Source organism: Wolbachia endosymbiont of Spodoptera picta, assembly GCF_018141665.1.
In the GTDB taxonomy this organism is placed as follows: domain Bacteria; phylum Pseudomonadota; class Alphaproteobacteria; order Rickettsiales; family Anaplasmataceae; genus Wolbachia.
Window position 1 is genome coordinate 1,300,375 of record NZ_CP067976.1, and the last position, 26,187, is coordinate 1,326,561.

The following is a 26,187-nucleotide window of genomic DNA, read 5'->3' on the forward strand; positions in this document are numbered from 1 at the left end:
AACAATACTTATTGGTGTCATTCAAATACATTCGGTGCATTTAAACCTTTTGTATGATTTTCTTCTAACCTTGCAACGATGCTCTCTCTACCGATAAAAATTAATAATTTAGCGAGTTTTGGACCTGTTTCTGTTCCTGTTAAAGCGAGGCGCAACTGCATAAATAGATCTTTTGCCTTTATATCAACTGTCTGTCGAATATTTTTAACCCACTCTGATAATGTGTTTTCATTACAATCACCTTGAGGTAATGTACTTAGCGCTATTTTTATAAATTCTTTATTAATAACCACAGGCTCTATATTGGATTTACATACTTGCCACCATTTGGCCACCTCAGAAAACCTGTTTATGTTGTTTCTTATAAAATACCAAAACTCTGAACCAATTTGACTTAAACGATCTTGCACCATTTCAAATGGCATTTGTTGCAGCACTTTGCTATTTAGCTTATACATTTCACTCAAGCTGAATTGTAAAGATGCTGAGCTAAATTTTTTGATATCAAATGAGTCAATTAAAGGCTGCATATCAACATGAGCTTCTATTGGATCAGATGTTCCAAGTTTTGCTAAATAGCTAATTAGCGCCATTGGTTCAATCTCATCTTCTCTTATGGACTTGACATCCAGCCCGCCTTTCCGTTTCGATATTTTGCTATCATCAAAGTGTAGTAGGGGAAGGTGGGCAAAGATAGGAATTTTCGCTTTTAATGCTTGAATCATTTGAATCTGAACTGCGGTATTAGTTACATGATCTTCCCCACGTACAACATGGGTTACATTAAAGTCAATGTCATCAATAACAGAAGGTAGCATGTACGTATAAATTCCATCTTCTCTTTTTACTACAGGATCGCTGATATGAATTGTTGCAATATTTATTTCGCCTTTAACTTCATCATTCCATTTTACAGTTTTATTTCTATCCAATTTAAATCTGAAATGTGGTTTTCGCCCTTCTTGCTCATAACGAATTTTCTCTTGCTCAGTTAAAAGCAACGCACCTTTATTGTAAATAGGGGGAAGACCTTGTTTTAATTGCAATTTTCGTTTAGTGTCTAATTCTTCTCTTGTTTCATAACATGCATAAATATGACCTTCTTTCATTAACTGTAAGAACACCTCGTTATAGCGCTCAAAACGCTCTGATTGCTTAAAACTTGAATTCCAATTTATGCCAATCCATTTTAGGTCTTCTATGATATTATCTACATATTTGATATCTGAACGCTCAAGATCAGTATCATCAAAACGTAGTAAAAATTTTCCATTTTGATTACGTGTGTACATCCAACAAATGAGTGCAGTGCGTATGTTTCCTACATGTAGGTAGCCAGTTGGGCTTGGAGCGAATCTTGTTAGCATTTAAATGATTACTTTAGTTTTTTAATTTTATATAAATGTACTGCTAAAGCAAGATTCTTCTTTGTCTTGGTGTTGGTTGCTACAAAGTACAGCGAACATGAAACCTTTTTGTTAGAGTTCCATGATCTGCCTAAAATACTCTGAAAGCACGGCTTTAGTTATTTACTCTAAATATATTATACGTATACTTGTTATTAAATTAAATTTGAAATGATAAGAAATGAGTGAATTTAAATCAATCCGCAATATTGCAATAATTGCACACGTTGACCACGGAAAAACTACTTTACTTGATAACATGTTAAAACAAAGTGGCACGTTTCGTGAGAATCAAGAAGTTCAAGAACGAGTGATGGATAGTGGTGATCAAGAACGTGAACGTGGGATTACAATACTTGCAAAATGTACGTCAATAATGTGGGGTGATGAGAAAATCAATATCATTGATACACCAGGACATGCGGATTTTGGTGGAGAAGTGGAAAGGGTGCTCTGCATGGCAGATGGTGTATTACTACTGGTTGATGCTGCAGAAGGTCCAATGCCACAGACTAAGTTTGTGTTGTCAAAAGCACTAAAGGCAAATTTAAAACCGATTGTGATAATCAATAAGGTTGATCGACCAGACAGCAGAATTGATGAAGTACTAAATGAAATATATGAGTTATTTTTTAACCTTGATGCAACCAACGAGCAACTAGATTTTCCAGTACTCTATGCTTCAGGTAGAAATGGTTGGTGTGCTAAGGAGCTATCTGATGAGAGAAAAGATTTAAGCCCATTATTTTCAACGGTGATAGATTACATAAAACCTTCCGTTTATGATCAAAATGCACCTTTTGCTATGCTAGTTACTTTACTTGAATCTGATAAATTTCTTGGCAGAATATTGACAGGAAAGATCTACCAAGGAATCGCGCAAGTTAACTCAGATCTTAAGGTAATTGATCTTGATGGTCAAGTGGTTGAGCGAGGGAGATTAACTAAGTTACTCTCATTTTCTGGCTTAAAACGCGTTCCAGTAGAGCAAGCTGTAGCTGGTGATATCATTGCCATTGCAGGACTTGAGAAAGCTTCAGTTTCAGACACTATAGCAGCACCAGAAGTTACAACTGCGATCAGCTCAACTCCAGTTGACCCGCCAACAATGGCGATTACTATAAGCGTTAATGACTCACCTTTTGCTGGTCAAGAGGGAACAAAACTTACCTCAACTGTTATAAAAGATCGTTTATATGCAGAAGCAGAAACAAACGTTGCAATTACTGTAACTTTGGCTCCAAGTGGTGAAGCATTTGAAGTAGGTGGACGTGGTGAGTTGCAGCTTGGGGTACTGATTGAAAATATGAGAAGGGAAGGTTTTGAACTTTCAGTTTCACGGCCTCGAGTGCTGTTTAAAGAAGAAGATGGCAAAAAACTTGAACCTATAGAGGAAGTAGTAATTGATGTAGATGATGAGTATAGTGGAATCATCATGGAAAAACTTAGCTTTCGAAAAGGTGAAGTAACTGACATGAGACCTTCTGGTAGTGGCAGAACTAGGTTGACATTTTTAGTGCCATCAAGGGGATTAATTGGCTATCAAGGAGAATTTTTAACTGATTCTCGCGGCACTGGTATAATCAACCGTTTATTTCACAGTTATGCTCCACATAAAGGTTCAATTTCCGGAAGGCGTAATGGGGTTTTAATTTCAACAGACAAAGGTGAAGCGGTAGCGTATGCAATTTTCAATCTGCAAGATAGGGGAATTATGTTTATTAAGCCACAGGATAAAGTATATTGTGGCATGATCGTCGGTCAGCATAGTCGTGACAATGATTTAGAAATAAATGTACTTAAAGGTAAGCAATTAACAAACGTAAGAGCTTCAGGTAGCGATGAAGCTATAAAGCTTACTCCACCAAAAATAATGACACTGGAGGATATGATAGCATATATAGACGATGATGAATTGGTAGAAGTAACTCCAAAATCTATACGTTTGCGTAAGAAGTTCCTCGATCCAAATGAACGTAAACGTGCAGGAAGGGCGAAGAATAAAGAGTAATCAACGTTCCTGATAAAAATCTGGATGAGCTACTCGGATAACACCATCATAAAGGGAACCAGTGTCAGTTACTTGAGCAGGTACTGGGATGACAAGAGAAGGCTACAAAGGTGTCATGCAAGTAGCTCATCCAGATTTTTTATAATCATCGAAAACATTGTATTTTAACATTACTTTTATACTTATAAGTTTCTAGGCACTGGATTTGTTGTAGACTTACTATTTACTCTATCACTTTACCCTCTTATTTTACCACTCTCCTGCCTATATATTTTTATATGAGGCTTTTTGCAAAAGTTTCGCATTTTTTGTAACATGATTTTCAGTATGTGTAACCTAAATGCAAATTGATCACGAAACTAGTGTAATTATTGAGGCAATAGAGAAATTTGGTGGTGAGGCAAGGCTTGTTGGTGGGTGTGTTAGAGATTCAATTTTGCAGCGTGAAATTCACGATATTGATCTTGCTACTAATCTTCTGCCTAATCAAACAATTAAAGCGCTCAAGCTTTGCAATATAAAGAGTATTCCAACTGGCCTGAAACATGGAACTATCACTGCAATTTTACACAAGAGGTCCTTTGAGATTACAACGCTAAGGCATGATGTAAAGTGTGACGGTAGACATGCGAAGGTAGAGTTTACTAATGATTGGCAAGCTGATGCTTCAAGGCGCGACTTTACGTTTAATGCTCTTTATGCAGACAAGCATGGCCATATATACGACTACTTTGGTGGCATTCAGGACTTAAAAGCACGAAAGTTAAACTTTATAGGTAACGCTGAAGATAGGATTAAGGAAGACTATCTACGTATTTTAAGAGCGTTTCGTTTTCACGCTAAAATATGCATAGGAGATTTAAGTGATGAAATATTGGATGTGTGCAAAAAGCATTCGCACATGATTCAAAACCTCTCTGGAGAGAGAATAAGAGAAGAAATATTTAAATTGCTGGAATGTGATAATCCTGCTCCGACATTTAAGAGCATGCAAAAATCTGATGTTTTACAAAAAATCATTCCAAAAGAAGTAAAATGTGAAATTTTATCTTCACCACTTCTTATCAACACTAAACCTCTGACAAAATCCTCAGCGTATGTCCATACGCCTTTCCTAGATCCCACAATCGATGCACTAACAAAATTAGCGTTGCTTATTAGGACTGCTGAAGATAGAGTTAGTCTTGGGGAAGAAGTGAGCAAGTTTTTACGTCTTTCAAATAAGCAAAAGAAAAAAATATTATTTTTATTATCAAACAATATCAAAACAGAGCTTTCAGAAAAAGAGCAAAAGAAATACATATCTTTATTTGGTAAGGAATTATATTGTGACTTAATGAAGATTTGTGGTATTGAGTCTGGAATAAATGTTGATGAGTATATTTCATTTGCTAAGATGTTTAACATTCCAAAATTTCCTTTATCTGGGAATGATTTAATAATTATAGGTCATCAACCAGGAACAAATTTAGGTAGAAACTTGGAATTGCTACGACAACATTGGGAAGACAGCTCCTACACTTTAACAAAGGAGGAGCTGATACTTTATGCTAAAAGTTTTATCTAGACGTTGCTTCTTGCTTCACACTTACCGGAGTGCTATTAGTGTGACTCATGGAAGAATTAGGTGTTAATTTGTATTCTTTTTTAGCTTTTTCTGTTAATTGATACTCGTTTACTCCTCCTTGAGTCTGATTACACATTCCCTGATCTGGGGATAAAAATTTATCTCTTATACTTGATGCTAGTTGTAATTCTTGAATCTTATCTGAAAAACATTTCATTCTACCTTTTATTAACTCCTCCGAAACAATTTCTTGGAGATTGCTATTATCTTTGCTATGAAAGTTGTTCAAGACAGAATCTGTAATTGCATTAGCAGCTTCCTCATCCCAACTTAAATTTTTCATGCATTTTTTAATAGAAAGTAACAGCTTGTCTTTTAACACACCATCACGTAACTCCTTATCTATATTTCCAATATTACAATATTTTTTGACAACTCCTTTAACTTCAGCTTCTATGATATCCCTTGCGGATCTTGTCAAATTACTTTCCAACAACTCAAGTAACTGATCACTTTTAAATTTATAACCATTTTGATGTGATAGAGATTTTATAGTTTCCTCAAGCACTTTATGGCAAAAGTGTTTTCCTTCAAGTTCAGGAAAACCTTCTTTCAACTTTGCATTTTGATCAGATAAAAAATCTTTGAGACTCTTATTCTTATTCACAAAAAGATTCTTGGAATGCTTCAAAAATTTTGAAGTGGTTGATTTTGCAGTAGATACTATACTAATTGCATCTAACTCTTTAGTTTTTACTTGTGCTTTAGTTTTTTTATTCATACCTTCTGACTTTTTACCAGCATCTTTTTGCTCATTTTTTAACTTTTGTTGTCCACTTTCAGGTCTTGAAACTTCAGTTTGTTTATCTTTTGATGTCAAACTTTGATTAGGTATTTCTTTATTATTTCTAGTAGAAAATGTTGTAATATTTTCTGTTTTTTTGCACTTGGATGTTCAACTTGTTTTTGTAGCTTTTTATTTTCCCCTTGTGAAGATTTTAATTTTCCCTCCAAATCTGCCTTTTGTTTCTTTATTTCAACGTTACTTTCTTTTAATTTCTGTACTTTTTCTTTCAATTCGTTAATTTCACTTTCTAATTCTTTTTTCTCTTTTTCAATGGTATTTAGATTAGTCTTTTCTTTCTCTAATTGTTGTTTAAGATTCTCTACTTCAGCATCTTTTCCCCTAGCTTGTTCTTTCAATTCATTAATTTCACTTTCTAAATCTTGTTTCTTTTTTTCAATGGTATTTAGATTAGTCTTTTCTTGCTCTAATTGTTGCTGAGTACTTTCCAATTTTTTTCTAAATTCAGCATTTTTTTCCTCAGCTTGTTTTAATTCTGCTTGTTGTTGCTTAAGTTGATTTTCTAATTGCTTTATTTGAGTATCAGATTCGTTTTTTAACTTACTAACTTCATTCTCAAGTTCTGTTTTTTGCACTCGTAGGTTTTCATTCTCTTTCCTCACAGTTTTATTTATATCTTTATTTTCATGAAATGACTTTATTAAATCCTCTTGTTCTTTTATTTTTTGGTCTTTTGTAAATATAGTTTGCTGTTGTTCGTTCTTTTCAATCTCCATTGCTTTCTTAGATTGATCTAATATTTCATTTAACTGCATTAAGTTATTAATTTTTGAGTCTTTTTCTTCTACGTCTAATAAAAGCCTTTCTTTTTCATTCGCAAATTTTGTGCTGAGGTTAATTAATTCTTTATTCAAATGTAATATCTCCTCAGACTTTTCCTTGAACTGTGCTAAAAATTCTTCTCCTCTTTTTTGTGCAATTTCTACCAATTCACTATAGTTCTTTTTAAGTCCTGCAAGTTTAGACTTTAACTCTTCATTTTCTAATTCTAAGTCTTCAATCTGCTGTGCTTGTGCTGCAAAAAATTTAGCAAATATTTCTTTTTCCTCTCCTAATGATTTTACTTGTTCTTTAAGTTTAGTAATTTCTTTCTCTTTTTTAGTTAATTCCTGATTTAAATTTGACTGATTTTCCTCCTTCTTACTACCTTCTTTCAACTTTTCTTTTAATCTCTCATTTTCATCCTTCAATTCCTTTTCTCTGTTAGAATTTAAAAGATCATCAGTCTGAACCACATTATCTGCAATATTGTAATGTAGGATACTCTTTGCCCATTGATTCCACTTTTCTGGCAACATTCGTCCAATTGTTTTTAGATATAGCCAAGCAAGCACAGTGGATAAGCTGTATTTTTTTTCCTTTTGTTTAATACTAGGTTCGTAATTAACCTTATTGTTAGCATTCAGCATAAAATTACCTAATTTTCAAAGTATTGAAGTTATATATATTAATATAATTATTAAATAAATAATAATATAAATGTTAAATTGTATGAAAATTTTTATAGATTTTAAGTAGAAATACACATGTGCGTAAGCACAGAATTTGCTTTTTCTATTGCTCTTGCTAACATTTCTTGTTCATTGTAATGATTCTTCACATTGATTACCTGAGCTGACAAATTTGCAGGAAAAGTGACTAAACTAACTTCCCATAGTTCCACTTGTTTTAACACTCGAGCTCCGCTTTCATGATCAACATCATACTCTATTGGTATATAGCCAATCGAAAGCCCGTTAATAGTTCCAGTTTTTAGCATTAAATATGCTTCCTCTGCTTTTTGAATACCAAAAAGCAAATGTGCAGTTATATATAGGCCAATATCATTTTCGCAAATATCTGAATATTACCTATAGGCTCACTTGGGTTGTGCTGCCAAAGAAGTTTTATCTGACTTTTATTTAAGTTGTTCTTCAATGCTCCTGGTAATATCAGATCATTTTGCTTATCAACTATATTAAAAACGCTCGCATAGCCAGAAAATACTCCGTTTTCTTCTATGCTTTTTATTGACAATGGTGAATAGAGAAATTTCTTATTCATAAGTCCTCCTTGTAAATTATGGTATTGGGTTTGCCAGCGCTCTGAGCCAGCTTAAAATGTTGTATAGATTGTTTTCCTATATCTCAGGATGAGTATAAGGCACTACAATATAATTCTATTGTATGCAGTGCTTTGAAAATGGGGAAGTACTTTTTTAGTTATAAAATTTGTCATTTTATATACATAAGGGTAGGGTTTGTTGCACATTGGGTTGTTCAACAGCAGCGTTTTCTAGATTTGTAGAAACAGCTTCGTTTGTAGGAGTAATTATTTTTCCTAGAAGGAAGCCAAATCCCAAAGAAACAGCGGCTATAAAACCATTCATTAATGACTCTGTCCATGTTTCTCCCTCGTATTCTTGATAGATTTTAGAATATATCATTATTAGCTTCACTCGGGTTTAAATTTCTTTCCAACTCTTCTGATGTTTTCTCCCCAGCATCTTGGGATTTTGTTGATGAACTTTTCTGTAAGTTTTCTAATTCTTGTGCGTCCATCAACACCTCACTATTAAAGCTTAAGTACAAATCATACAGCACTATAATTGTTTAGTCAAGGTAAATACTAGTATATTAAGTAAATATTTACTATATTAATATGATTGCTTAAATTCACAACTAATTGTTTAGGGGAATAAAAAGATTGTGTTTTGTAGGTGATTTGCGTAGCGGAAGGTGTTACCCCAGTTTCACAACACCCGGGGTAACGATAAAGAAGGAAGTAGAGAAAGTTATATGTAATAGTTTAAAACTATTACAAGTTTATATGCTCTGTCCTTGAATATTTTGTTGTTCAGTGGTAGCATCTTCCAAATTTGTAGAGATAGGAGCAAACATCCTTCTCGCTAAAGCCGTTGACAATGTAGCACCAATTCCAGCTCCAATTGCAGCTATAAAACCAGGGCCTAATAATTCCATATTTGTTTCAGTGCTGCTGCTAGTTATATTGTTAGTTAACATTATCGCGCCTGCTCCTAAGGCTGCTACTAACCGAATCCTTGACGGTTTACTTGTTGCATCAAGAGAATATTGTACTACTTCTCTAAGCCCTGAATTCCTGTTTTTTAACGCTACTGCTATTGATATTGGTAATATGACCATTATTGGAATGGATAATAGTCCTCCAAGTGTTGTACCAATAATTTCACTCACTTTTGATTTTCCAAGATTAACTCCTAAGGCTGTTATACCTAATACTCCAATTGAGGTGATAATCCTTAGATTTCTCTCTTCCATTTCTCTCACATGCGCCTCATATTGTATTGTAGCTTCTGCTAACGCTAACCCAATACTATTTGGTTGCTGTGGAATCTGATTTACTCGCCCTAACTCTTGTGAAGTTTTCCCTCCAATACTTTTGACGGCATCTTCTAAGTCTAACAATGATCTGTTATTTAACCTTACGTTATCTTGACTATCACAAAGGATAATGTAGTCTAAAATTGTCATTCTCAGATCACTCATTTCTATATCATCATTAATATGATCTTTTAATTCATCGATAATCTTTAATGCTCGCTCTTTCATATCTTTTTCTTCTTCTGCATTAATTGGTGCAAGTATGAGAAAAATTATTCCAAGCAACTCTTGTTGTAAGTTTTTTAAATCCATAATAATTATCATTAATATTGAGTTAAATAATATGGTACTATAGTTACTTAATCAATTTAATTATTAAGATATTAAAGCATAAGATACCAAAGAGTAATATCCTTAGCCGTAAAATACAAAAATAACTGACGGGTTCTTTATAATTAGAAATATTAAGGAATTTACTAAATAAAAAAGGTAAAAGAATGTTATCTACTTTTCAGAGTCAGCTATTTAGCTAACTCTGAAGAGTAGGAAAGAGCTATATGCTCTGTCCTTGAATATTTGTTTGTTCAATAGTAGTACTTTCCAAATTTTGTAAAGATTCAAATTCTTCTTGCATATCCAGTATGTCTTCTATTACTTGCTGATCTTCATCTTTTTCTTCTAATTGAAATGCTGCTGCTTCTTGAGGTGTTTCTAGCAGTTTTTTTAATATTTCTGTGCGCAGTTTCTCTGTTATTGATTTCCACTGTAGCATTACTAGCATTTCATTGTGCAGCACTGACATTTTCTGTAGTGTTTTCACTTTTTCTGACAGTCCTTTATTTTCTTTTTGCAATGCTTCTATTTTTCTTTGCTGATACTGATTATCTGAATTTGTCATTGGTAATCCATGCATAACCTACTTCAAGTTAAAATTTAGATATTATTAATTAAGTGATACAGTTTCTTTAGTCAAGATAAGCATCAATATATTATAACATTAGGATTAACAACCAAAAGAATAGAATGAAATATCAGGCAATATCCTCTATAATTAAACTTTTAAGATGGAAAAATGACAATTCGTGTAGGAATTAATGGTCTTGGTAGAATAGGCAGAAGTGTATTGCGTGCTATTTTTGAAGTAGAAAACTATAGCGAGCAAATAGAAGTTGTGGCGGTAAATGGGTCGCTCAGTGCTGAGCAGCATGCACATTTGATTAAATATGACTCTGTTCATGGCAAATTTAACGGCGATATTGATTTTAACGAGTCTGAAAATTGGCTATCTATAAATGGCAGGAAATTTTCTTTATATAGAGAACGTAGCCCTGAAAATATTCCTTGGAATGTTGATGTAGTGCTTGAATGCACTGGTGCATTCAACAAGCGTGCGGAAGCAGCAAAGCATAATGCAGAGAGAGTAATTGTCTCTGCTCCAGTTTCAGATGCTGATGTAACTGTAGTTTACGGCGTAAATAATGATATGCTAAAAAAGGAGCATAAAGTGATCTCAGCAGGTTCTTGTACTACAAACTGTCTGGCTCCGATTGTACACGTTTTACACTCCAATTTAGGCATAAAAAGCGGTTTTATGACCACTATACATGCCTATACGAATGATCAAAATATTCTTGATGGCAACCATAGAGACTTACGTAGGGCAAGAGCTTGTGGCCTTTCTATGGTGCCAACTACAACTGGAGCAGCAAAAACAATTGGTTCTGTCATTCCTCAGTTAAAGGGTAAGCTAGATGGTACTGCTATTAGAGTTCCGGTTAGCAACGTTTCTATGGTTGATTTTAAATTTTTAGCTGATAAGAGAGCAACAACTAAGGAAATAAACGAAATATTTAAGAATTCAGCAAATCATGTGCTTTCCGTATGTAACGAGCCTTTAGTTTCAATAGACTTTGTCCATAACCCTTATAGTGCAATTGTGGATTTAGCTGGTACATATGTCACAGGTGATATCTGTAGAGTTGCAGCGTGGTACGATAATGAATGGGCTTTTTCACTGAGAATGTTAGACATAGCGTTATTGTAAAGTATGAACGAAAACTCACAAAAATATGCTTCATTTTATGAGCACTTTGCGGAACTTAGAAAAAGGGTTATTTTTTGCTTTCTATTTTTTTGTGTTACCTTCGGGTTTTGTTACTACTTTAAAGAAAATATATACCGCTTTTTACTTGCACCTTTAATAGAAGTTACAAAAGATAGCAATGATTTTTCTCTAATCTATACAGACTTAACAGAAGCGTTTTTTGTATATCTCAGGGTTGCAATAATGAGTGCACTGTTGTTTTCTTTTCCTGTGTTTGCATGGCAATTCTACATATTTCTAGCACCTGGCTTATATAAAAGAGAAAGGGCAGTGTTATTGCCATACTTAATTGCAACACCGGTTTTGTTTGTAACGGGAGCCGCTGTAGTTTACTACTACATATTTCCCTTAGCCTGGAAATTTTTTATTGCTTTTGAACATAGCGGTAAATCTTTCGGTATACCAATAGAGTTTATGCCATCAGTTAGTGAATATTTAGACCTTGTTCTTCAATTTATGTTTGCATTTGGCACTGCATTTCAAATTCCAGTTATACTCACCTTAATGGTAAGAGTAGGGCTAATCACTGCACAAAGTTTGTCAAATAAACGGAGAATTGCGATAGTGGTAATTTTCATTATTGCTGCAATCTTAACTCCACCTGATGTACTAAGCCAAGTAGGGCTTGCAATTCCAATGTTGGTATTATATGAGCTCTCTATCCTGATATGTAGATATATTGAGAAGAAAGCAAAGGATTGAATCAAGAATATTATTTATAAACAAAGAATGAGCACCGGAGCACTTTTTCTTGAACATTGAAGTGGGATTATGTAAACTGCCCTTATTGATTTTTTAGTAGACGCCAAGTGAATTAAAATATTACGAGGTGTGTTATGATAATAGTTGTTGGTGGTCAAAAAGGTGGTACTGGTAAAACGACCATAGCCACAAATATAGCGGTGATGCGTGCTAGGGAAGGTAGAAATGTGTGCGCCAAGAAGTGCGTAAGGAACAGTTGGTGAAAATCCAACACGGGTAAAGCTTAGCCAGCAACCTGGAACAAACCATTATGCTGCGTAAGGTAACGAGCGTAGTAAAGCTAATGGAATGGACAACATAGGGTGCAACGAAAGTGAAGGTATTGAGTCCCGTAATTCACGCGTCATGGGGGCCGACACTTTACATTTGGTGGAAGGCAACATGGGTAATAACGCTAAGGAAAGATATTACTCACCCCATCGGGATCGAAGGCCGCGTCATGTGTTGAGATGGACCTTACGTGAACTTGGGAGATCCTTTGTATTCCTGTAAGGGTACTCTGGAACAAGTCAATAAAGGCAAGGACTGGAGGAAGATGCAAAGGAAGTCGGACTAACTGATAGTACTCGGAGTGTGGGAAAGCCACATACAAGGGGAAGCGGTTAGCAATATAGTGACTGGTATAGGGATTGCTATACCAATACAACAGAGATTGGAGGAGTATGCAAGGAAAACTAAACCAGATAGCAGTAAGGGCTAAGCAAGATAAGCGAGTAAAATTTACATCGCTAGTTCATTTGATTAATGAAGAGAATCTTGCAGAGTGTTACAAGGAACTAAAACGCAACAAGGCTTGCGGTATAGATCGTGTGACAGTGGAAGCTTATGGAGAAAATCTAGAAGAGAAACTTAGAATGCTAGTGGATAGTATGAAGAGAAAGCAATACCGACCGCAACCAGTGAAAAGGGTATACATACCCAAAATTGGAAGCAAGGAAAAACGCGGTCTCGGAATACCATCAACAGAAGAAAAGTTGGTACAGGTAATGCTAAAGAAGATATTAGAAAATATTTATGAAGCAAACTTTATGGACAGCTCGTATGGATTTCGACCAGGAAGAAATTGTCATCAGGCGATAAACGTTCTAGATAAAGCAGTTATGCACAAACCAATTAACTATATTGTAGAAGTGGATATCAAGAAGTTCTTTGATAATGTTCAACATAAATGGCTAATGAATTGTCTAAGGGAACGAATAGCTGACCCAAATTTATTGTGGTTAATAAAACGATTTCTAAAGGCAGGAATAGTCGAAGTTGGATGTTATAAAGCAACCGATCAAGGCACACCACAAGGTGGTATAGTAAGCCCTGTATTAGCTAATATATACTTACACTATGTGCTGGACTTATGGTTTGAAAAGAAATTTAAGCCAAAAGCCAGAGGATATATACAGCTAATAAGGTTTTGCGACGATTTTGTAGTTGGCTGCGAGAGGGAAGAAGACGCAAAAGAATTTCTAGAATTACTGAAACAAAGACTAAGTAAATTTGGATTGGAAATAGCTGAAAATAAAACAAAAATAGTAAAGTTTGGTAAGAAAGAATGGTATCAAGCAGAAAGAGAGAAACGTAGGACGGCTAGCTTCAACTTTCTAGGATTTACACATTATTGTGGAAAAAGTCGTAATGGTAAACTTATGATGAAGCAGAAAACTTCAAAAATAAGCCTAGCTAGAAAGATTAAAGAAATCAAAGAGTGGTTGAAGATGGTACGAAGTCGTATCTGCCTCAAAGATTGGTGGCAGAAACTTAAAGCCAAACTAACAGGACACTATAGCTACTTCGGAGTTAGCGGAAATTATCGGTGTTTGATTCAATTCAATCGACTGGCAACAAAGTTAGCATTTAAGTGGATAAACCGACGTAGTCAAAAGAAAAGTATCGATTGGGAACAATTTATACACTATTTAAAAGTAAATCCATTACCAAAACCAAAGGTATATGTTTCTTTATACACAGGAGCACTAGTGTGAACGCTGTATTGTGGAGCCGTGTGCGGGAAATCCGCAAGCACGGTTCTTTTGGGGAGACTATGGTTATGAGACCAAATCGCTGATTTCAAGGTCATAAGTCTCTACCAGACTAAGTAATTCTTCTAAAGAAAAAAACTCTGAGGTTGTTCAAGGAATACCTGGACCAGTGTCAAGTGATAAATGGAATAGGACTTTCAATTTTCCTCCGAATAATAGGGTGAGAGCAGATGATCATCCATTTTTAGGTACCAAGCATGACCGCAAAATTGAATATTTAGATTGTGATGATGAAGAGTCAAAAAGGCGAATTCTTGCTGATAGCTCTTCTTATAATTCAGAAAATGAAAATCACGGTAAATATCTAAAAGGCAAGATTATTGATGAAACTAAGCAAGAAATTGCTCAACACATAGAAAACAGTGATGTAGAATCTGTACAGCTTAGAGTGAGAAGTCCAATTAGAACTATGTTGACTGCAAGAATTGTGCTGAATGATAATAAAGGAAAAATAAACATTAGTAATATTTTAACTAATGATTTTTTTGAAAGCAATAGGATAACGGCGGTTACATTGTTGCTACCTGGAGATGAAAAAAGAGGAATGCGTGGACGAGTTGATGAGCATGGAGTAAGAATTTATGAAGTAGCTAATGGCTTGTAATAGTTTAGACTTGATCTGACAGAAGAATTGAAAACTAATATCAGTCTTTTGTTTAATGTTACTAATATTTTTCTGATAAGCAATATGCATACTATCAAAAAAGGTTTGCATAGGCATAGCAATATTTACCTGAATGTGGTCTAGATCTATTGTAAGAATGCACCCAATGGTCTACGTCTAACTGAAGTTCTGCCAAAGAGGTGTAAATTTTCTTTCTAAAGATAATATTGTAACATTCATCTTGCATAGTTCTATGGAACCTTTCACATATGCCATTAGTCTGTGGAGAACGAGCTTTGGTTCGAGAATGATCAATATTTTCTACCCCTAAATATAGCTGGTAAACGTGATTTTCAGGTCTGCCACAATACTCTGTACCACGATCCGTCAAAACACGTAGCAATGATACTTTCTGTTCATCAAAGAACGGTACTACCCTATCATTAAGAAGATCTGCAGCTGTGATAGCAGTCCTTTCTGTGTAAAGCTTAGCAAAAGCAACTCTGGAATAGGTATCAACAAAGGTTTGCTGGTAAATTCGTCCAATACCTTTGATATTACCAACATAATAACTGTCTTGGCTACCTAAGTATCCTGGATGCTCTGTTTCAATTTCTCCATGGGCCTCTTTATTCTTCCTTAGCCTTTTCTAGAGCTGTTATCTGTTCTTCTGTTAAAATGATACCATCCTGAGCTACTTTTGCTTCTAATGCCTTTAACCTCTTTTTAAAATTTTCAAGATCGTTTCTTTGCCACACTGATCTTATTCCACTTGCAGAGATGAGAATTCCTCTCTTTTTCAGTTCGTTTGCTGCTCTTTCTTGTCCGTATGCTGGAAACTCTATTGCTATTTCAACTACTGCTTTTTCTATATCCTCCGACACTCTATTTGCATACAATGGCTTGCTTTTGCTTATCTCGTGTAAAGCCTCTTCTCCTCCTGTTTCATACAGTTCTTTGAAGCGGTAAAATGTATCCCTTGAATATCCCATTACTTTACACGCCTGTGATACATTTCCTAATTGCTTTGCAAGTTCTAGCAATCCCAACTTTGGTTTTAGTATTTTTTCTTGTGTTGTATTCATATCTGACACTCCTTTAAAACTTGTTTATATTTTTATCTTACTTTGTTTGCTTGTCAGATCAAGTCTAAACTATTACATAGATGTACTATCCTACTTACGTAAAGAAGGTTCTGAAATAGTAAAAGTTTCACAGAATCCTTCAACAAGTATGGAAAGTGTGACTATATCAAAACAACTTTCTTCTGCTCAAGGAGTAAGTAAATAAGAAGACTTTATGAGCTGCTTGCAAATGTAGGCAGCTTATATTTCAGTATCCTTATTTCATGTTCTCTAGAGTGTTTTTATTTCCTGTAATCTTTTTATAAAAACCATAGGCGCCAGTTGGTTTTAAAGTAAAGGTCAAGTATCTGGAATTCTGGACATAAAATCCTCCTGTGTAAAAAAAGTTAGAAAAAAATGCGGTGCATATACGACAGATATACACTGAAGAATATATTTTTTAATAAGTTTGATTAAAAAATCTGCAGACTAAAGATAGATTTTGAGCTCTTAAAATATCTCTAATTGTAATTATAATGAGGTTGGAAATATGCGGAAGTAATTTTTATACGTTAGCTACAGTTAAAACATAATTGACTTTGCCTAGTTAATATTTCAAATTATAAAAAAGGCAAATAATTTCTATGATATTGCAGGGCAAAAAAGGGTTAATAACCGGAATAATAAATAAGAGGTCAATAGCATATGGTATAGCAAAGACCCTCTCAGAACATGGAGCTGAGCTTGCAATCACTTATCAAAATGAAACAATAAAAGAGAAATTATTACCAATAGCAAGTGAATTAAATGTAGAGTTAATATTGCACTGTAATGTTTCAAATGAGGAAACTATAGATAATGCTTTTAAGGAAATAAAGGAGAAGTGGGGTGCTATTGATTTTTTGGTACATGCAATAGCATTCTCCGATAAAAATGAGCTAAATGGTAAATATGTCAATACTTCACTAAACAACTTTATTAATGCAATGCATATATCGTGCTATTCTTTTACTGCTTTAGCGCAAAGAGCGGAAAAAATGATGTTAAATGGCGGTAGTTTACTTACTTTATCTTACTATGGTGCTGAAAAAGTTATGCCAAATTATAATGTGATGGGTTTATGTAAAGCAGCACTTGAAGCAAGTGTAAAATATATAGCATGTGATCTCGGACCACAGAACATCAGAGTAAATGCAATTTCTGCTGGTCCAATCAGAACTTTGGCATCTTCTGGAATAAGTGACTTTCACTCCATATCGGAATGGAATAGAAGTAATTCTCCACTTAGACGCAATGTTACAATAGAAGATGTTGGCAAGGCAGCACTATACTTATTAAGCGACCTGAGTAGTGGTACAACTGGAGAAATTTTACATGTTGATTCAGGGTATAATGTTGTGGGAATGAAGATAGTAGACTAATACAGTACTGCAGATGCATGTGAAGCCTGTGTTTTTTTGTTATCCGAGTAATTGACATTGGAGCCCAGTATCAGCTACTAGAATGACAACATTTTTTACTTAAATCTTCGCATATTAACCATAGAGTTATTATTTTAAAAGTATTTATTGCCGCTGATCTTCTATTTTTACTTCTTCCATTTGGGTTAAGAGATTGTGCGTGAGGGTTGCTCTTGGTGCGCCAAGAAGTGCTTGGAGAACAGTTGGTAAAAATCCAACACAAACAAAGTCTAGCCAACAGTTTGGAACAGACCACTATGTTGCATGAGGTAACGAGTGTAATAGAGCTAGTGGGATGGACAATGCAGGGTACAACGAAAGTGAAGGGATTGAGTTCCGAAATACCTGAAGACATAGAGGTCGACATTTTCATGGCCATGGAAGACAGCATGAAGGATAACGTAAAGGCAAGTTATCACTCACTCTATCGGGATCTGAGACCGTGCCATGTATTGAAATGGACTTCAAGTGAACTTGGGAGATCCTATGCATTCCTACAAAGGTACGCTGGAACAAGTCAACAAAGGCAAGAACTAGCGGAAGATGCAGGGGAAGTCGGACTGATTGATAGTACTCAGAATGTGGGAAAGCCACGTACAAGGGGAAGCGATCAGCAATATAGTAACTGGAATAGGGATTGCTAGGCCAATACAACGGAGGTTGGAATAACATGCAAAATAAACTAAACCAGATAGCAGTAAGAGCAAAGCAAGATAAGCGACTAAATTCACATCGTTAGTCCATCTGATAAATACAGAGAATCTTGCGAGATGTTATAAAGAACTGAAGCGTAACAAGGCTTGTGGAGTAGACCAGATAACAGTGGAATCATACGGAGAAAATCTGAATGAGAAACTTGAAGTGCTAGTAGAAAGTATGAAGAGGAAGCAATATCAACCACAACCAGTAAAGAGGGTATATATACCGAAAGCTGGCAGTAAAGAGAAACGCGGACTCGGAATACCATCGACCGAGGATAAATTAGTACAGATTATGCTGAAGAAGATACTAGAAAATATTTACGAGGCAAACTTTCTGGACAGCTCATATGGATTTCGACCTGGAAGAAACTGTCATCAAGCGGTAAATGCACTAGATAAAGCAGTTATGTACAAGCCAATAAACTACATTGTAGAAGTGGATATCAAGAAGTTCTACGATAATATACAGCATAAATGGCTAATGAGATGTCTAAGGGAACGAATAACTGACCCAAATTTGCGGTGGTTAGTAAAGCGGTTTCTCAAGGCAGGGATAGTCGAAGCTGGAAATTATGAAGCAACAAAACAAGATAGACCCCAAGGTGGTATAGTAAGTCCTGTATTAGCAAATATATACTTACATTATGTGTTGGATTTATGGAGAGAAAAGAAATTTTAACCAAGATCCAGAGGATATATACAACTAATAAGGTTTTGCGACGATTTTGTGGTTTGTTGCGAAAGTAAGGTAGACGCGGAAGAATTTCTGGAATTACTGAAACAAAGGCTAAATAAATTTGGGTTGGAAGTATCTGAAAACAAGACCAGAGTAGTAAAGTTTTGCAAGAGGGAGTGGCAACAAGCGATAAGAGAGAAACGAAGGACGGAAAGTTTCAATTTTCTGGGGTTTACGCACTATGGTGCAAAAAGTCGTCGTGGTAGATTAATAATGGGACATAAAACCTCAAAGTTAAATCTAGCCAGAAAACTAAAAGAAATCAAGGAGTGGTTGAAAATAGTCCGCGGAAGTATTCGACTTAAAGATTGGTGGCAAGTACTGAAGGCTAAATTAACAGGACACTACAACTACTTTGGTATTAGCTGTAATAGTTTAGACTTGATCTGACAGAAGAATTGAAAACTAATATCAGTCTTTTGTTTAATGTTACTAATATTTTTCTGATAAGCAATATGCATACTATCAAAAAAGGTTTGCATAGGCATAGCAATATTTACCTGAATGTGGTCTAGATCTATTGTAAGAATGCACCCAATGGTCTACGTCTAACTGAAGTTCTGCCAAAGAGGTGTAAATTTTCTTTCTAAAGATAATATTGTAACATTCATCTTGCATAGTTCTATGGAACCTTTCACATATGCCATTAGTCTGTGGAGAACGAGCTTTGGTTCGAGAATGATCAATATTTTCTACCCCTAAATATAGCTGGTAAACGTGATTTTCAGGTCTGCCACAATACTCTGTACCACGATCCGTCAAAACACGTAGCAATGATACTTTCTGTTCATCAAAGAACGGTACTACCCTATCATTAAGAAGATCTGCAGCTGTGATAGCAGTCCTTTCTGTGTAAAGCTTAGCAAAAGCAACTCTGGAATAGGTATCAACAAAGGTTTGCTGGTAAATTCGTCCAATACCTTTGATATTACCAACATAATAACTGTCTTGGCTACCTAAGTATCCTGGATGCTCTGTTTCAATTTCTCCATGGGCCTCTTTATTCTTCCTTAGCCTTTTCTAGAGCTGTTATCTGTTCTTCTGTTAAAATGATACCATCCTGAGCTACTTTTGCTTCTAATGCCTTTAACCTCTTTTTAAAATTTTCAAGATCGTTTCTTTGCCACACTGATCTTATTCCACTTGCAGAGATGAGAATTCCTCTCTTTTTCAGTTCGTTTGCTGCTCTTTCTTGTCCGTATGCTGGAAACTCTATTGCTATTTCAACTACTGCTTTTTCTATATCCTCCGACACTCTATTTGCATACAATGGCTTGCTTTTGCTTATCTCGTGTAAAGCCTCTTCTCCTCCTGTTTCATACAGTTCTTTGAAGCGGTAAAATGTATCCCTTGAATATCCCATTACTTTACACGCCTGTGATACATTTCCTAATTGCTTTGCAAGTTCTAGCAATCCCAACTTTGGTTTTAGTATTTTTTCTTGTGTTGTATTCATATCTGACACTCCTTTAAAACTTGTTTATATTTTTATCTTACTTTGTTTGCTTGTCAGATCAAGTCTAAACTATTACAGAAGCAAAAAATTCTTCTAATTCTTCAAAAGGACAACTATTTTTCTCTAATTTTACTTTTATAATATTGCTTAACATTGTAACTCCACTAACCGTTTTATACATGTAGCTTAACACTATTTTAATAACTTATTAAGAAAGTTTAATTATTAATTATAATATTTAATAAAATAAATAGACTCTTTTACATTTCATCTGCAAGAATCTTTTCCTTAGTTTGTAAATAAAGATTTTCTGAATCTAATTGCCGCAGGTTACGTTTAGTAATATAATCTCATATTAAATAAAACTTTACCTAAGTTTATGCCAGACTCTACGTTAGTTTTAACAACTATTCTTACATTCTTCATCTTTACGTTGTCACTTTTTTATAAAAAAGGATATTTGGATCAACGAACAAGAAGATAATAAAATCTTTCAGAAAAATTGCTCAGCAGATTAATGCGCTAGAGCAAGAAATGCAGAGCTTATCTGATGAGGATCTTGCTAGTAAAACTGCGGAATTAAAACAAGAACTGAAAAATGGAAAAACACTAAATGACCTTCTCGTACCTGCATTTGCGGTTGTACGAGAAGCATCACGAAGATTCCTTAACATGAGGCATTTCGACGTTCAGCTAATTGGTGGCATGGTTCTCCATAATGGCATGATATCAGAAATGAAAACAGGAGAAGGAAAGACACTAGTCGCAACTTTAGCTGCATACCTAAATTCTTTAGAAGGAAAAGGTGTGCACGTCGTAACTGTTAACGATTATCTTGCAAAACGAGATACAGAGTGGATGAGTAAATTATATAATTCTCTTGGAGTTTCTGTTGCATTTATTACAAATAATTTGAAAGACGACGAGAGAAAAAAGGCTTATAGCGCAGATATAGTATACTCAACAAATAATGAACTTGCCTTTGATTATCTACGAGATAATATGAAATTTTCTCAAGAAGATATGGTTCAGAGAGGATTCAATTATGCAATAGTAGACGAAGTAGACTCCATACTGATTGATGAAGCGCGTACTCCGCTCATTATTTCTGGCCCACTTGAGGAAAATAATCAGATATATAAGCATATCAATAAAATAGTAATCAAATTAGTTGATTCTGACTATGAAGTCGATGAAAAGAGTAGAGCAGTGTTCCTCACTGAAAATGGCATTTCACGAGTGGAGGAATTACTAAAATCGTATAACCTCATTCCTGGAAATTCCTCGCTCTATGATACTAGCAATATTATACTGACTCATTATATAGATCAAGCACTTCGTGCACATAAGCTGTTTACTGCTGATAAAGATTATATAGTGAAAAACGGTAAGGTGGTAATTATTGATGAGTTTACTGGGCGCATGATGGAAGGTAGGAGATATTCTGATGGTCTTCACCAGGCACTGGAGGCAAAGGAGAATCTTGAAATTCAGCATGAAAGTCAAACTTTAGCATCAGTCACATTTCAGAACTACTTTCGTATGTACAACAAACTTTCTGGTATGACAGGAACAGCAGCAACAGAGGCAGAAGAATTTCGTGATATATATAGATTAAATGTAGTAAAAATTCCAACTAATGTGCCTGTTAAAAGAATAGATGTTGATGATGAAATTTATGGCACAGAAAAAGAAAAATTTAGTGCTGTATTGAAGTTTATAGCGGAATGTCACAAACGTCTTCAACCAGTGCTTGTTGGCACTGTGAGTATTGAAAATTCTGAAAAACTTTCCGATCTTTTGAAAAGCCATTCCCTTAAGCATTCAGTATTGAATGCTCGTTATCATGAACAAGAAGCGTATATAATAGCGCAAGCTGGAATACCAGGCAGCATTACTATAGCAACAAACATGGCAGGACGTGGAACTGATATTCAGCTTGGTGGAAATGTTGAAATGATTGCAAAAATAGAGCTCGAGAAAATAAAAAATGCTGATGAAAGAGAAAAAAAATATCAAGAAATAGTCGAAAGAGTAAAAAAAGATAAGGAAATTGCTATAAAAGCTGGTGGCTTATGTGTTATTGGAACCGAAAGGCATGAAAGCAGGAGAATAGATGATCAATTACGTGGACGTTCTGGCCGCCAAGGTGACCCTGGACTTTCTAAGTTCTTTCTATCACTTGAAGATGATTTAATGAGGATATTTGGTTCTGATAGAATGAGGAATTTTTTGCAAAAAGTGGGACTAAAGAACAACGAGGCTATTCATCATCCATGGATTAATAAAGCACTTGAAAAAGCACAGAAGAAAGTTGAAGTTAGAAATTATGATGTGCGGAAGTCTTTGCTAAAGTTTGATGATGTAATCAACAATCAACGTAAAGTTATTTTTAAGCAGAGAAATCATATTTTAAACAATGAAATCAATGATTTAGTTGAAGTATATAGTGAAGTAAATGAGGATATAATAGAAGGTATAGTACAAAGTGGTTATTACGAAGATTATGTTGAAGATATTGCAAAAGAATTCCACATAAGATACGGGATAACGCTTAATCTAGCAGAGTTTTTGAATAAACAAGAAGCCTTGGATTATATAAATGACAAGATACAAGAATTTTTTACTGAGAAAGAAAAATATTTCAATAGTCAACAAACTACAGATTTGTGGAATACGATAGTGAAACAAGTGATGATCATGACACTTGATCATTTATGGAGGGAGAACCTTTCGGTCTTAGAGAGCCTAAGACAAAGCATAAATTTGCGTGCCATGGGGCAAAAAGACCCACTGAATGAATTTAAATGCGAAGCTTTCTTAATGTTTGAGTCGATGCTTGAAAAGTGGAGGGAGCTTACCATTCACCGCCTAGCGCACTTTAAGTTGCTAGACAATCAAGAAATAGGCAATAGGTCACGCTCTACTAAAAATAGCAGACTTCCAAAAGTTTCAAGAAATGACAAGTGCCCTTGTAACTCTGGAAAAAAATACAAACACTGTCACGGTTCAGTTGCCGTAGTGAATTAGTTGTTGCAAGCACATTATAGCTGCTATAGCTAACCGAAGTAAGATCTGCTCGAGCACTCTGAAAGACAAAATCAATAGCCGAATTAATATTGGGCCAAAAGGTTTGTAGAGGCTTTCTTATGGCGTGCTTGATCAGAACTTCTCAATCGGATTTAAATCTCACTTTTACCCACAAATAAAAAAGTGAGTAAAATGGATACCAAATAAATTTGGGATTAAAATGAGTGAAGTAAGTACAAATGTGCAATATACTGATGGCTTAGGGGATAAATGGCTGGAAAGAGAGTTAAAACACGTTAATTTAGGAGATACAAGACTTAATAAGAGACTTATTAAAACAGGCTATTGTATAGAGGGTAAGGCGTCTGGATCAATTAATCAAAGCTGTAGTGGATGGAAAGAAGCTAAGGGTGCATACAGATTATTTAGCAATGAAAAGCTTAAGGATAAGGAAATTTATTCTTCCCATTACAAAGAAACTATGGAGAGAATGAAAGGAAATCAGTTTGTTTTTTCAGTTCAAGATACAAGTTATTTGGATTTTGACTCTCATATAAAAACCAAGAGGCTAGGTAGTATTTCTAAAGCTTATACGAAGCATAAAATGGGTTTACTGTTGCACAGTGCCTTAATAGTCAGCAAAGACGGATTACCTTTAGGTCTATCTCTCAACAATGTTGGGCACGTTCTATTAGGGAAAAAGAAACGGCACAAGAAAAAGCAAACAGGAAATACCGTACCTCCATAGAAGAAAAAGAAAGTTATAAGTGGATAACAGCTCTCAAAGAAAGCATAAACAACCTTCCTGCAAATGTACAACTTGTTACCCTTGGTGATAGAGAGGCAGATATCTTCAAATTTTTATGGATCACTGAGACATTAGGTAGTTTTTTGTGTAATAGTTTAGACTTGATCTGACAAGCAAACAAAGTAAGATAAAAATATAAACAAGTTTTAAAGGAGTGTCAGATATGAATACAACACAAGAAAAAATACTAAAACCAAAGTTGGGATTGCTAGAACTTGCAAAGCAATTAGGAAATGTATCACAGGCGTGTAAAGTAATGGGATATTCAAGGGATACATTTTACCGCTTCAAAGAACTGTATGAAACAGGAGGAGAAGAGGCTTTACACGAGATAAGCAAAAGCAAGCCATTGTATGCAAATAGAGTGTCGGAGGATATAGAAAAAGCAGTAGTTGAAATAGCAATAGAGTTTCCAGCATACGGACAAGAAAGAGCAGCAAACGAACTGAAAAAGAGAGGAATTCTCATCTCTGCAAGTGGAATAAGATCAGTGTGGCAAAGAAACGATCTTGAAAATTTTAAAAAGAGGTTAAAGGCATTAGAAGCAAAAGTAGCTCAGGATGGTATCATTTTAACAGAAGAACAGATAACAGCTCTAGAAAAGGCTAAGGAAGAATAAAGAGGCCCATGGAGAAATTGAAACAGAGCATCCAGGATACTTAGGTAGCCAAGACAGTTATTATGTTGGTAATATCAAAGGTATTGGACGAATTTACCAGCAAACCTTTGTTGATACCTATTCCAGAGTTGCTTTTGCTAAGCTTTACACAGAAAGGACTGCTATCACAGCTGCAGATCTTCTTAATGATAGGGTAGTACCGTTCTTTGATGAACAGAAAGTATCATTGCTACGTGTTTTGACGGATCGTGGTACAGAGTATTGTGGCAGACCTGAAAATCACGTTTACCAGCTATATTTAGGGGTAGAAAATATTGATCATTCTCGAACCAAAGCTCGTTCTCCACAGACTAATGGCATATGTGAAAGGTTCCATAGAACTATGCAAGATGAATGTTACAATATTATCTTTAGAAAGAAAATTTACACCTCTTTGGCAGAACTTCAGTTAGACGTAGACCATTGGGTGCATTCTTACAATAGATCTAGACCACATTCAGGTAAATATTGCTATGCCTATGCAAACCTTTTTTGATAGTATGCATATTGCTTATCAGAAAAATATTGATAGCATTAAACAGGATGCTGATATCGGTTTTGACTTTGTCAATTCTTCTGTCAGATAATTCATGCCTGTCAGATCAAGTCTAAACTATTACATTGCCAAATGGTCTAACAATAACTTACACGGCACTGGTATCCTGTATATTAGAGAAAAATAGTAAAGCTGTTAGAGGAGTTCTAGAAGCTTCTAAAAAGAATGGTATTTTGAAAGAAATTCTCAACCAAAAAGTGAAAGTAAAGAAAGCAGAAGGTCAAGAGATAAGCTATACACTGATTGATTATACTAATAAACAAAATTGTAAAGAAATTGCATTTATTCTGAAGGAGTTTGAGGAAGTTCTGAATATAGAAGTTGAAGCTGCAAGTAGTAATGTTGAAACTAGATGTGAGGGTATCAATAAAGACTGTAGAGATCTTGAAATACACGAAACTATGTTTGCAAATAGTGAAAAAACCCAAAATATTTCAACAGGAAGCAAAGATATTAAGCCCACATGTGAAACCAGTGTAAAAGAGGAAAACAAAGACGAAGAAAATTCTTTAAATTTTATTACTGATGAGCAAGAAGAAATCGTTAATATATTTGAGAAAGATGCAGAAAATAACACTGAGTGGCACAGAGAAAATCGTCATACAAATCAACCCATCTGTAAAATCAATAAGAAAGACCAAAATACTTTTACGCAAACTAATATGCAAGAACCAAATAGGTCATTTCAAGCTGAACCATATTTTAATATTGGATATGGCATTACTAAAGATGGAAAATCATCAAATCAACCAATTTTAGCTGGAGTTATTGGTGCAGTGTTATTAGTAAGTGGTATTGTGTTTTATATTATGGAAATACATATACTAGGGATAGTTATTGGAATTGCTGGGTTAGCTTGCGTAAGTTTTGGATTGTGTAGTAATTTAGAGCCTAATACCAGGCTTGAAAAAGTAGAGCAGCCTACTATCCACTCTTCAAACCCGATTTCTGGATTAGATTTTAGATAAATTATTGAAAATCTCGATTTTTTTAGCTAAGTCTAATCGAATTTAAAAGATGCTCAT

Annotated in this window: 19 protein-coding genes and 5 pseudogenes; 14 read left to right on the top strand and 10 right to left on the bottom strand. The window is 34.9% G+C overall.

Features of this window, described 5'->3' with window-relative positions; translation table 11 throughout:
* Window positions 1–17 precede the first annotated feature (17 nt).
* Complete coding sequence (gltX, locus tag JKF54_RS05975) at window positions 18–1,367, bottom strand: glutamate--tRNA ligase (RefSeq protein ID WP_211908040.1); 1,350 nt, start codon at window positions 1,365–1,367, stop codon at window positions 18–20.
* 220 nt (window positions 1,368–1,587) lie between these two features.
* Here gltX and typA point away from each other — a divergent pair, with 220 nt between their 5' ends.
* Both typA and JKF54_RS05985 read left to right on the top strand, forming a co-directional pair.
* The gene (gene typA, locus JKF54_RS05980) at window positions 1,588–3,417 is read left to right on the top strand and encodes a translational GTPase TypA (protein WP_211908041.1); all 1,830 of its coding nucleotides are present in this window, start codon (window positions 1,588–1,590) and stop codon (window positions 3,415–3,417) included.
* Between the two features lie 340 nt (window positions 3,418–3,757).
* Window positions 3,758–4,984, top strand: a complete 1,227-nt coding sequence (locus JKF54_RS05985) for a CCA tRNA nucleotidyltransferase (RefSeq protein WP_211908042.1) — start codon at window positions 3,758–3,760, stop codon at window positions 4,982–4,984.
* On the opposite strand, the gene JKF54_RS06625 is transcribed toward JKF54_RS05985, so the two are convergent.
* From JKF54_RS06625 to JKF54_RS06010, 7 genes and pseudogenes are all read right to left on the bottom strand, one after another.
* The gene (locus JKF54_RS06625) at window positions 4,977–5,864 is read right to left on the bottom strand and encodes a hypothetical protein (protein ID WP_246433164.1); all 888 of its coding nucleotides are present in this window, start codon (window positions 5,862–5,864) and stop codon (window positions 4,977–4,979) included. The genes JKF54_RS05985 and JKF54_RS06625 overlap by 8 nt on opposite strands.
* A complete protein-coding gene (locus tag JKF54_RS06630; RefSeq protein ID WP_246433165.1) occupies window positions 5,861–7,258 on the bottom strand; it encodes a coiled-coil domain-containing protein in 1,398 nt (465 codons plus the stop codon). Before JKF54_RS06630 ends, JKF54_RS06625 begins: the two co-directional genes overlap by 4 nt.
* 101 nt (window positions 7,259–7,359) lie before the next feature.
* Window positions 7,360–7,892 (bottom strand): annotated as a pseudogene (locus tag JKF54_RS06805) (HK97 family phage prohead protease).
* Between the two features lie 175 nt (window positions 7,893–8,067).
* Window positions 8,068–8,217: a hypothetical protein gene (locus JKF54_RS06000; protein WP_246433166.1), complete on the bottom strand. Its 150-nt coding sequence runs from the start codon at window positions 8,215–8,217 to the stop codon at window positions 8,068–8,070.
* A 43-nt stretch (window positions 8,218–8,260) separates the two neighbouring features.
* The gene (locus JKF54_RS06695) at window positions 8,261–8,389 is read right to left on the bottom strand and encodes a hypothetical protein (protein ID WP_256438227.1); all 129 of its coding nucleotides are present in this window, start codon (window positions 8,387–8,389) and stop codon (window positions 8,261–8,263) included.
* A gap of 264 nt (window positions 8,390–8,653) precedes the next feature.
* The gene (locus tag JKF54_RS06005; RefSeq protein WP_211908046.1) at window positions 8,654–9,502 is read right to left on the bottom strand and encodes a hypothetical protein; all 849 of its coding nucleotides are present in this window, start codon (window positions 9,500–9,502) and stop codon (window positions 8,654–8,656) included.
* Window positions 9,503–9,743: 241 nt separating this feature from the next.
* Window positions 9,744–10,103, bottom strand: coding sequence for a hypothetical protein (locus JKF54_RS06010; protein WP_211908048.1), 360 nt, complete (start codon window positions 10,101–10,103; stop codon window positions 9,744–9,746).
* 159 nt (window positions 10,104–10,262) lie between these two features.
* Between JKF54_RS06010 and gap the strand changes: the two genes are divergently transcribed.
* The 5 genes from gap to JKF54_RS06035 all read left to right on the top strand — a co-directional run bounded on the left by gap (window position 10,263) and on the right by JKF54_RS06035 (window position 14,693).
* Window positions 10,263–11,234 (top strand): type I glyceraldehyde-3-phosphate dehydrogenase, encoded by a 972-nt coding sequence (gene gap / locus JKF54_RS06015; RefSeq protein WP_211908049.1) that lies wholly within the window; start codon window positions 10,263–10,265, stop codon window positions 11,232–11,234.
* A gap of 3 nt (window positions 11,235–11,237) precedes the next feature.
* Window positions 11,238–11,996, top strand: a complete 759-nt coding sequence (tatC, locus tag JKF54_RS06020; RefSeq protein WP_211908050.1) for a twin-arginine translocase subunit TatC — start codon at window positions 11,238–11,240, stop codon at window positions 11,994–11,996.
* A gap of 134 nt (window positions 11,997–12,130) precedes the next feature.
* Window positions 12,131–12,259: a nucleotide-binding protein gene (locus JKF54_RS06810; RefSeq protein ID WP_211908051.1), complete on the top strand. Its 129-nt coding sequence runs from the start codon at window positions 12,131–12,133 to the stop codon at window positions 12,257–12,259.
* A gap of 459 nt (window positions 12,260–12,718) precedes the next feature.
* Window positions 12,719–14,032, top strand: a complete 1,314-nt coding sequence (ltrA, locus tag JKF54_RS06030) for a group II intron reverse transcriptase/maturase (RefSeq protein WP_211907771.1) — start codon at window positions 12,719–12,721, stop codon at window positions 14,030–14,032.
* Window positions 14,033–14,198: 166 nt separating this feature from the next.
* The gene (locus JKF54_RS06035) at window positions 14,199–14,693 is read left to right on the top strand and encodes a hypothetical protein (protein WP_246433167.1); all 495 of its coding nucleotides are present in this window, start codon (window positions 14,199–14,201) and stop codon (window positions 14,691–14,693) included.
* Window positions 14,694–14,747: 54 nt separating this feature from the next.
* Here the strand turns inward: JKF54_RS06035 and JKF54_RS06040 are convergent.
* Window positions 14,748–15,778: pseudogene (locus JKF54_RS06040) on the bottom strand (IS481 family transposase); the annotation flags it as partial.
* A 623-nt stretch (window positions 15,779–16,401) separates the two neighbouring features.
* Here JKF54_RS06040 and JKF54_RS06045 point away from each other — a divergent pair.
* From JKF54_RS06045 to ltrA (JKF54_RS06055), 3 genes and pseudogenes are all read left to right on the top strand, one after another.
* The gene (locus JKF54_RS06045) at window positions 16,402–17,178 is read left to right on the top strand and encodes an enoyl-ACP reductase FabI (RefSeq protein WP_063630452.1); all 777 of its coding nucleotides are present in this window, start codon (window positions 16,402–16,404) and stop codon (window positions 17,176–17,178) included.
* A 296-nt stretch (window positions 17,179–17,474) separates the two neighbouring features.
* A complete protein-coding gene (locus tag JKF54_RS06635; RefSeq protein WP_246433168.1) occupies window positions 17,475–17,861 on the top strand; it encodes a hypothetical protein in 387 nt (128 codons plus the stop codon).
* Between the two features lie 232 nt (window positions 17,862–18,093).
* Window positions 18,094–19,044: pseudogene (gene ltrA / locus JKF54_RS06055) on the top strand (group II intron reverse transcriptase/maturase).
* Here the strand turns inward: ltrA (JKF54_RS06055) and JKF54_RS06060 are convergent.
* Window positions 19,005–20,110: pseudogene (locus JKF54_RS06060) on the bottom strand (IS481 family transposase). The pseudogenes ltrA (JKF54_RS06055) and JKF54_RS06060 sit on opposite strands and share 40 nt — an antisense overlap.
* A 456-nt stretch (window positions 20,111–20,566) precedes the next feature.
* On the opposite strand from JKF54_RS06060, the gene secA reads away from it, so the two are divergent.
* The 4 genes and pseudogenes from secA to JKF54_RS06080 all read left to right on the top strand — a co-directional run bounded on the left by secA (window position 20,567) and on the right by JKF54_RS06080 (window position 26,130).
* Window positions 20,567–23,140: a preprotein translocase subunit SecA gene (gene secA, locus JKF54_RS06065; RefSeq protein WP_211908771.1), complete on the top strand. Its 2,574-nt coding sequence runs from the start codon at window positions 20,567–20,569 to the stop codon at window positions 23,138–23,140.
* Window positions 23,141–23,360: 220 nt separating this feature from the next.
* Complete coding sequence (locus JKF54_RS06070) at window positions 23,361–23,888, top strand: IS4/Tn5 family transposase DNA-binding protein (RefSeq protein ID WP_211908052.1); 528 nt, start codon at window positions 23,361–23,363, stop codon at window positions 23,886–23,888.
* Between the two features lie 223 nt (window positions 23,889–24,111).
* Window positions 24,112–25,193: pseudogene (locus JKF54_RS06075) on the top strand (IS481 family transposase).
* A 34-nt stretch (window positions 25,194–25,227) separates the two neighbouring features.
* Entirely contained in the window at window positions 25,228–26,130 is a 903-nt protein-coding gene (locus JKF54_RS06080; RefSeq protein WP_211908053.1) for a WD_0033/WD_0034 family tandem repeat-containing protein, read from the top strand.
* Window positions 26,131–26,187 lie beyond the last annotated feature (57 nt).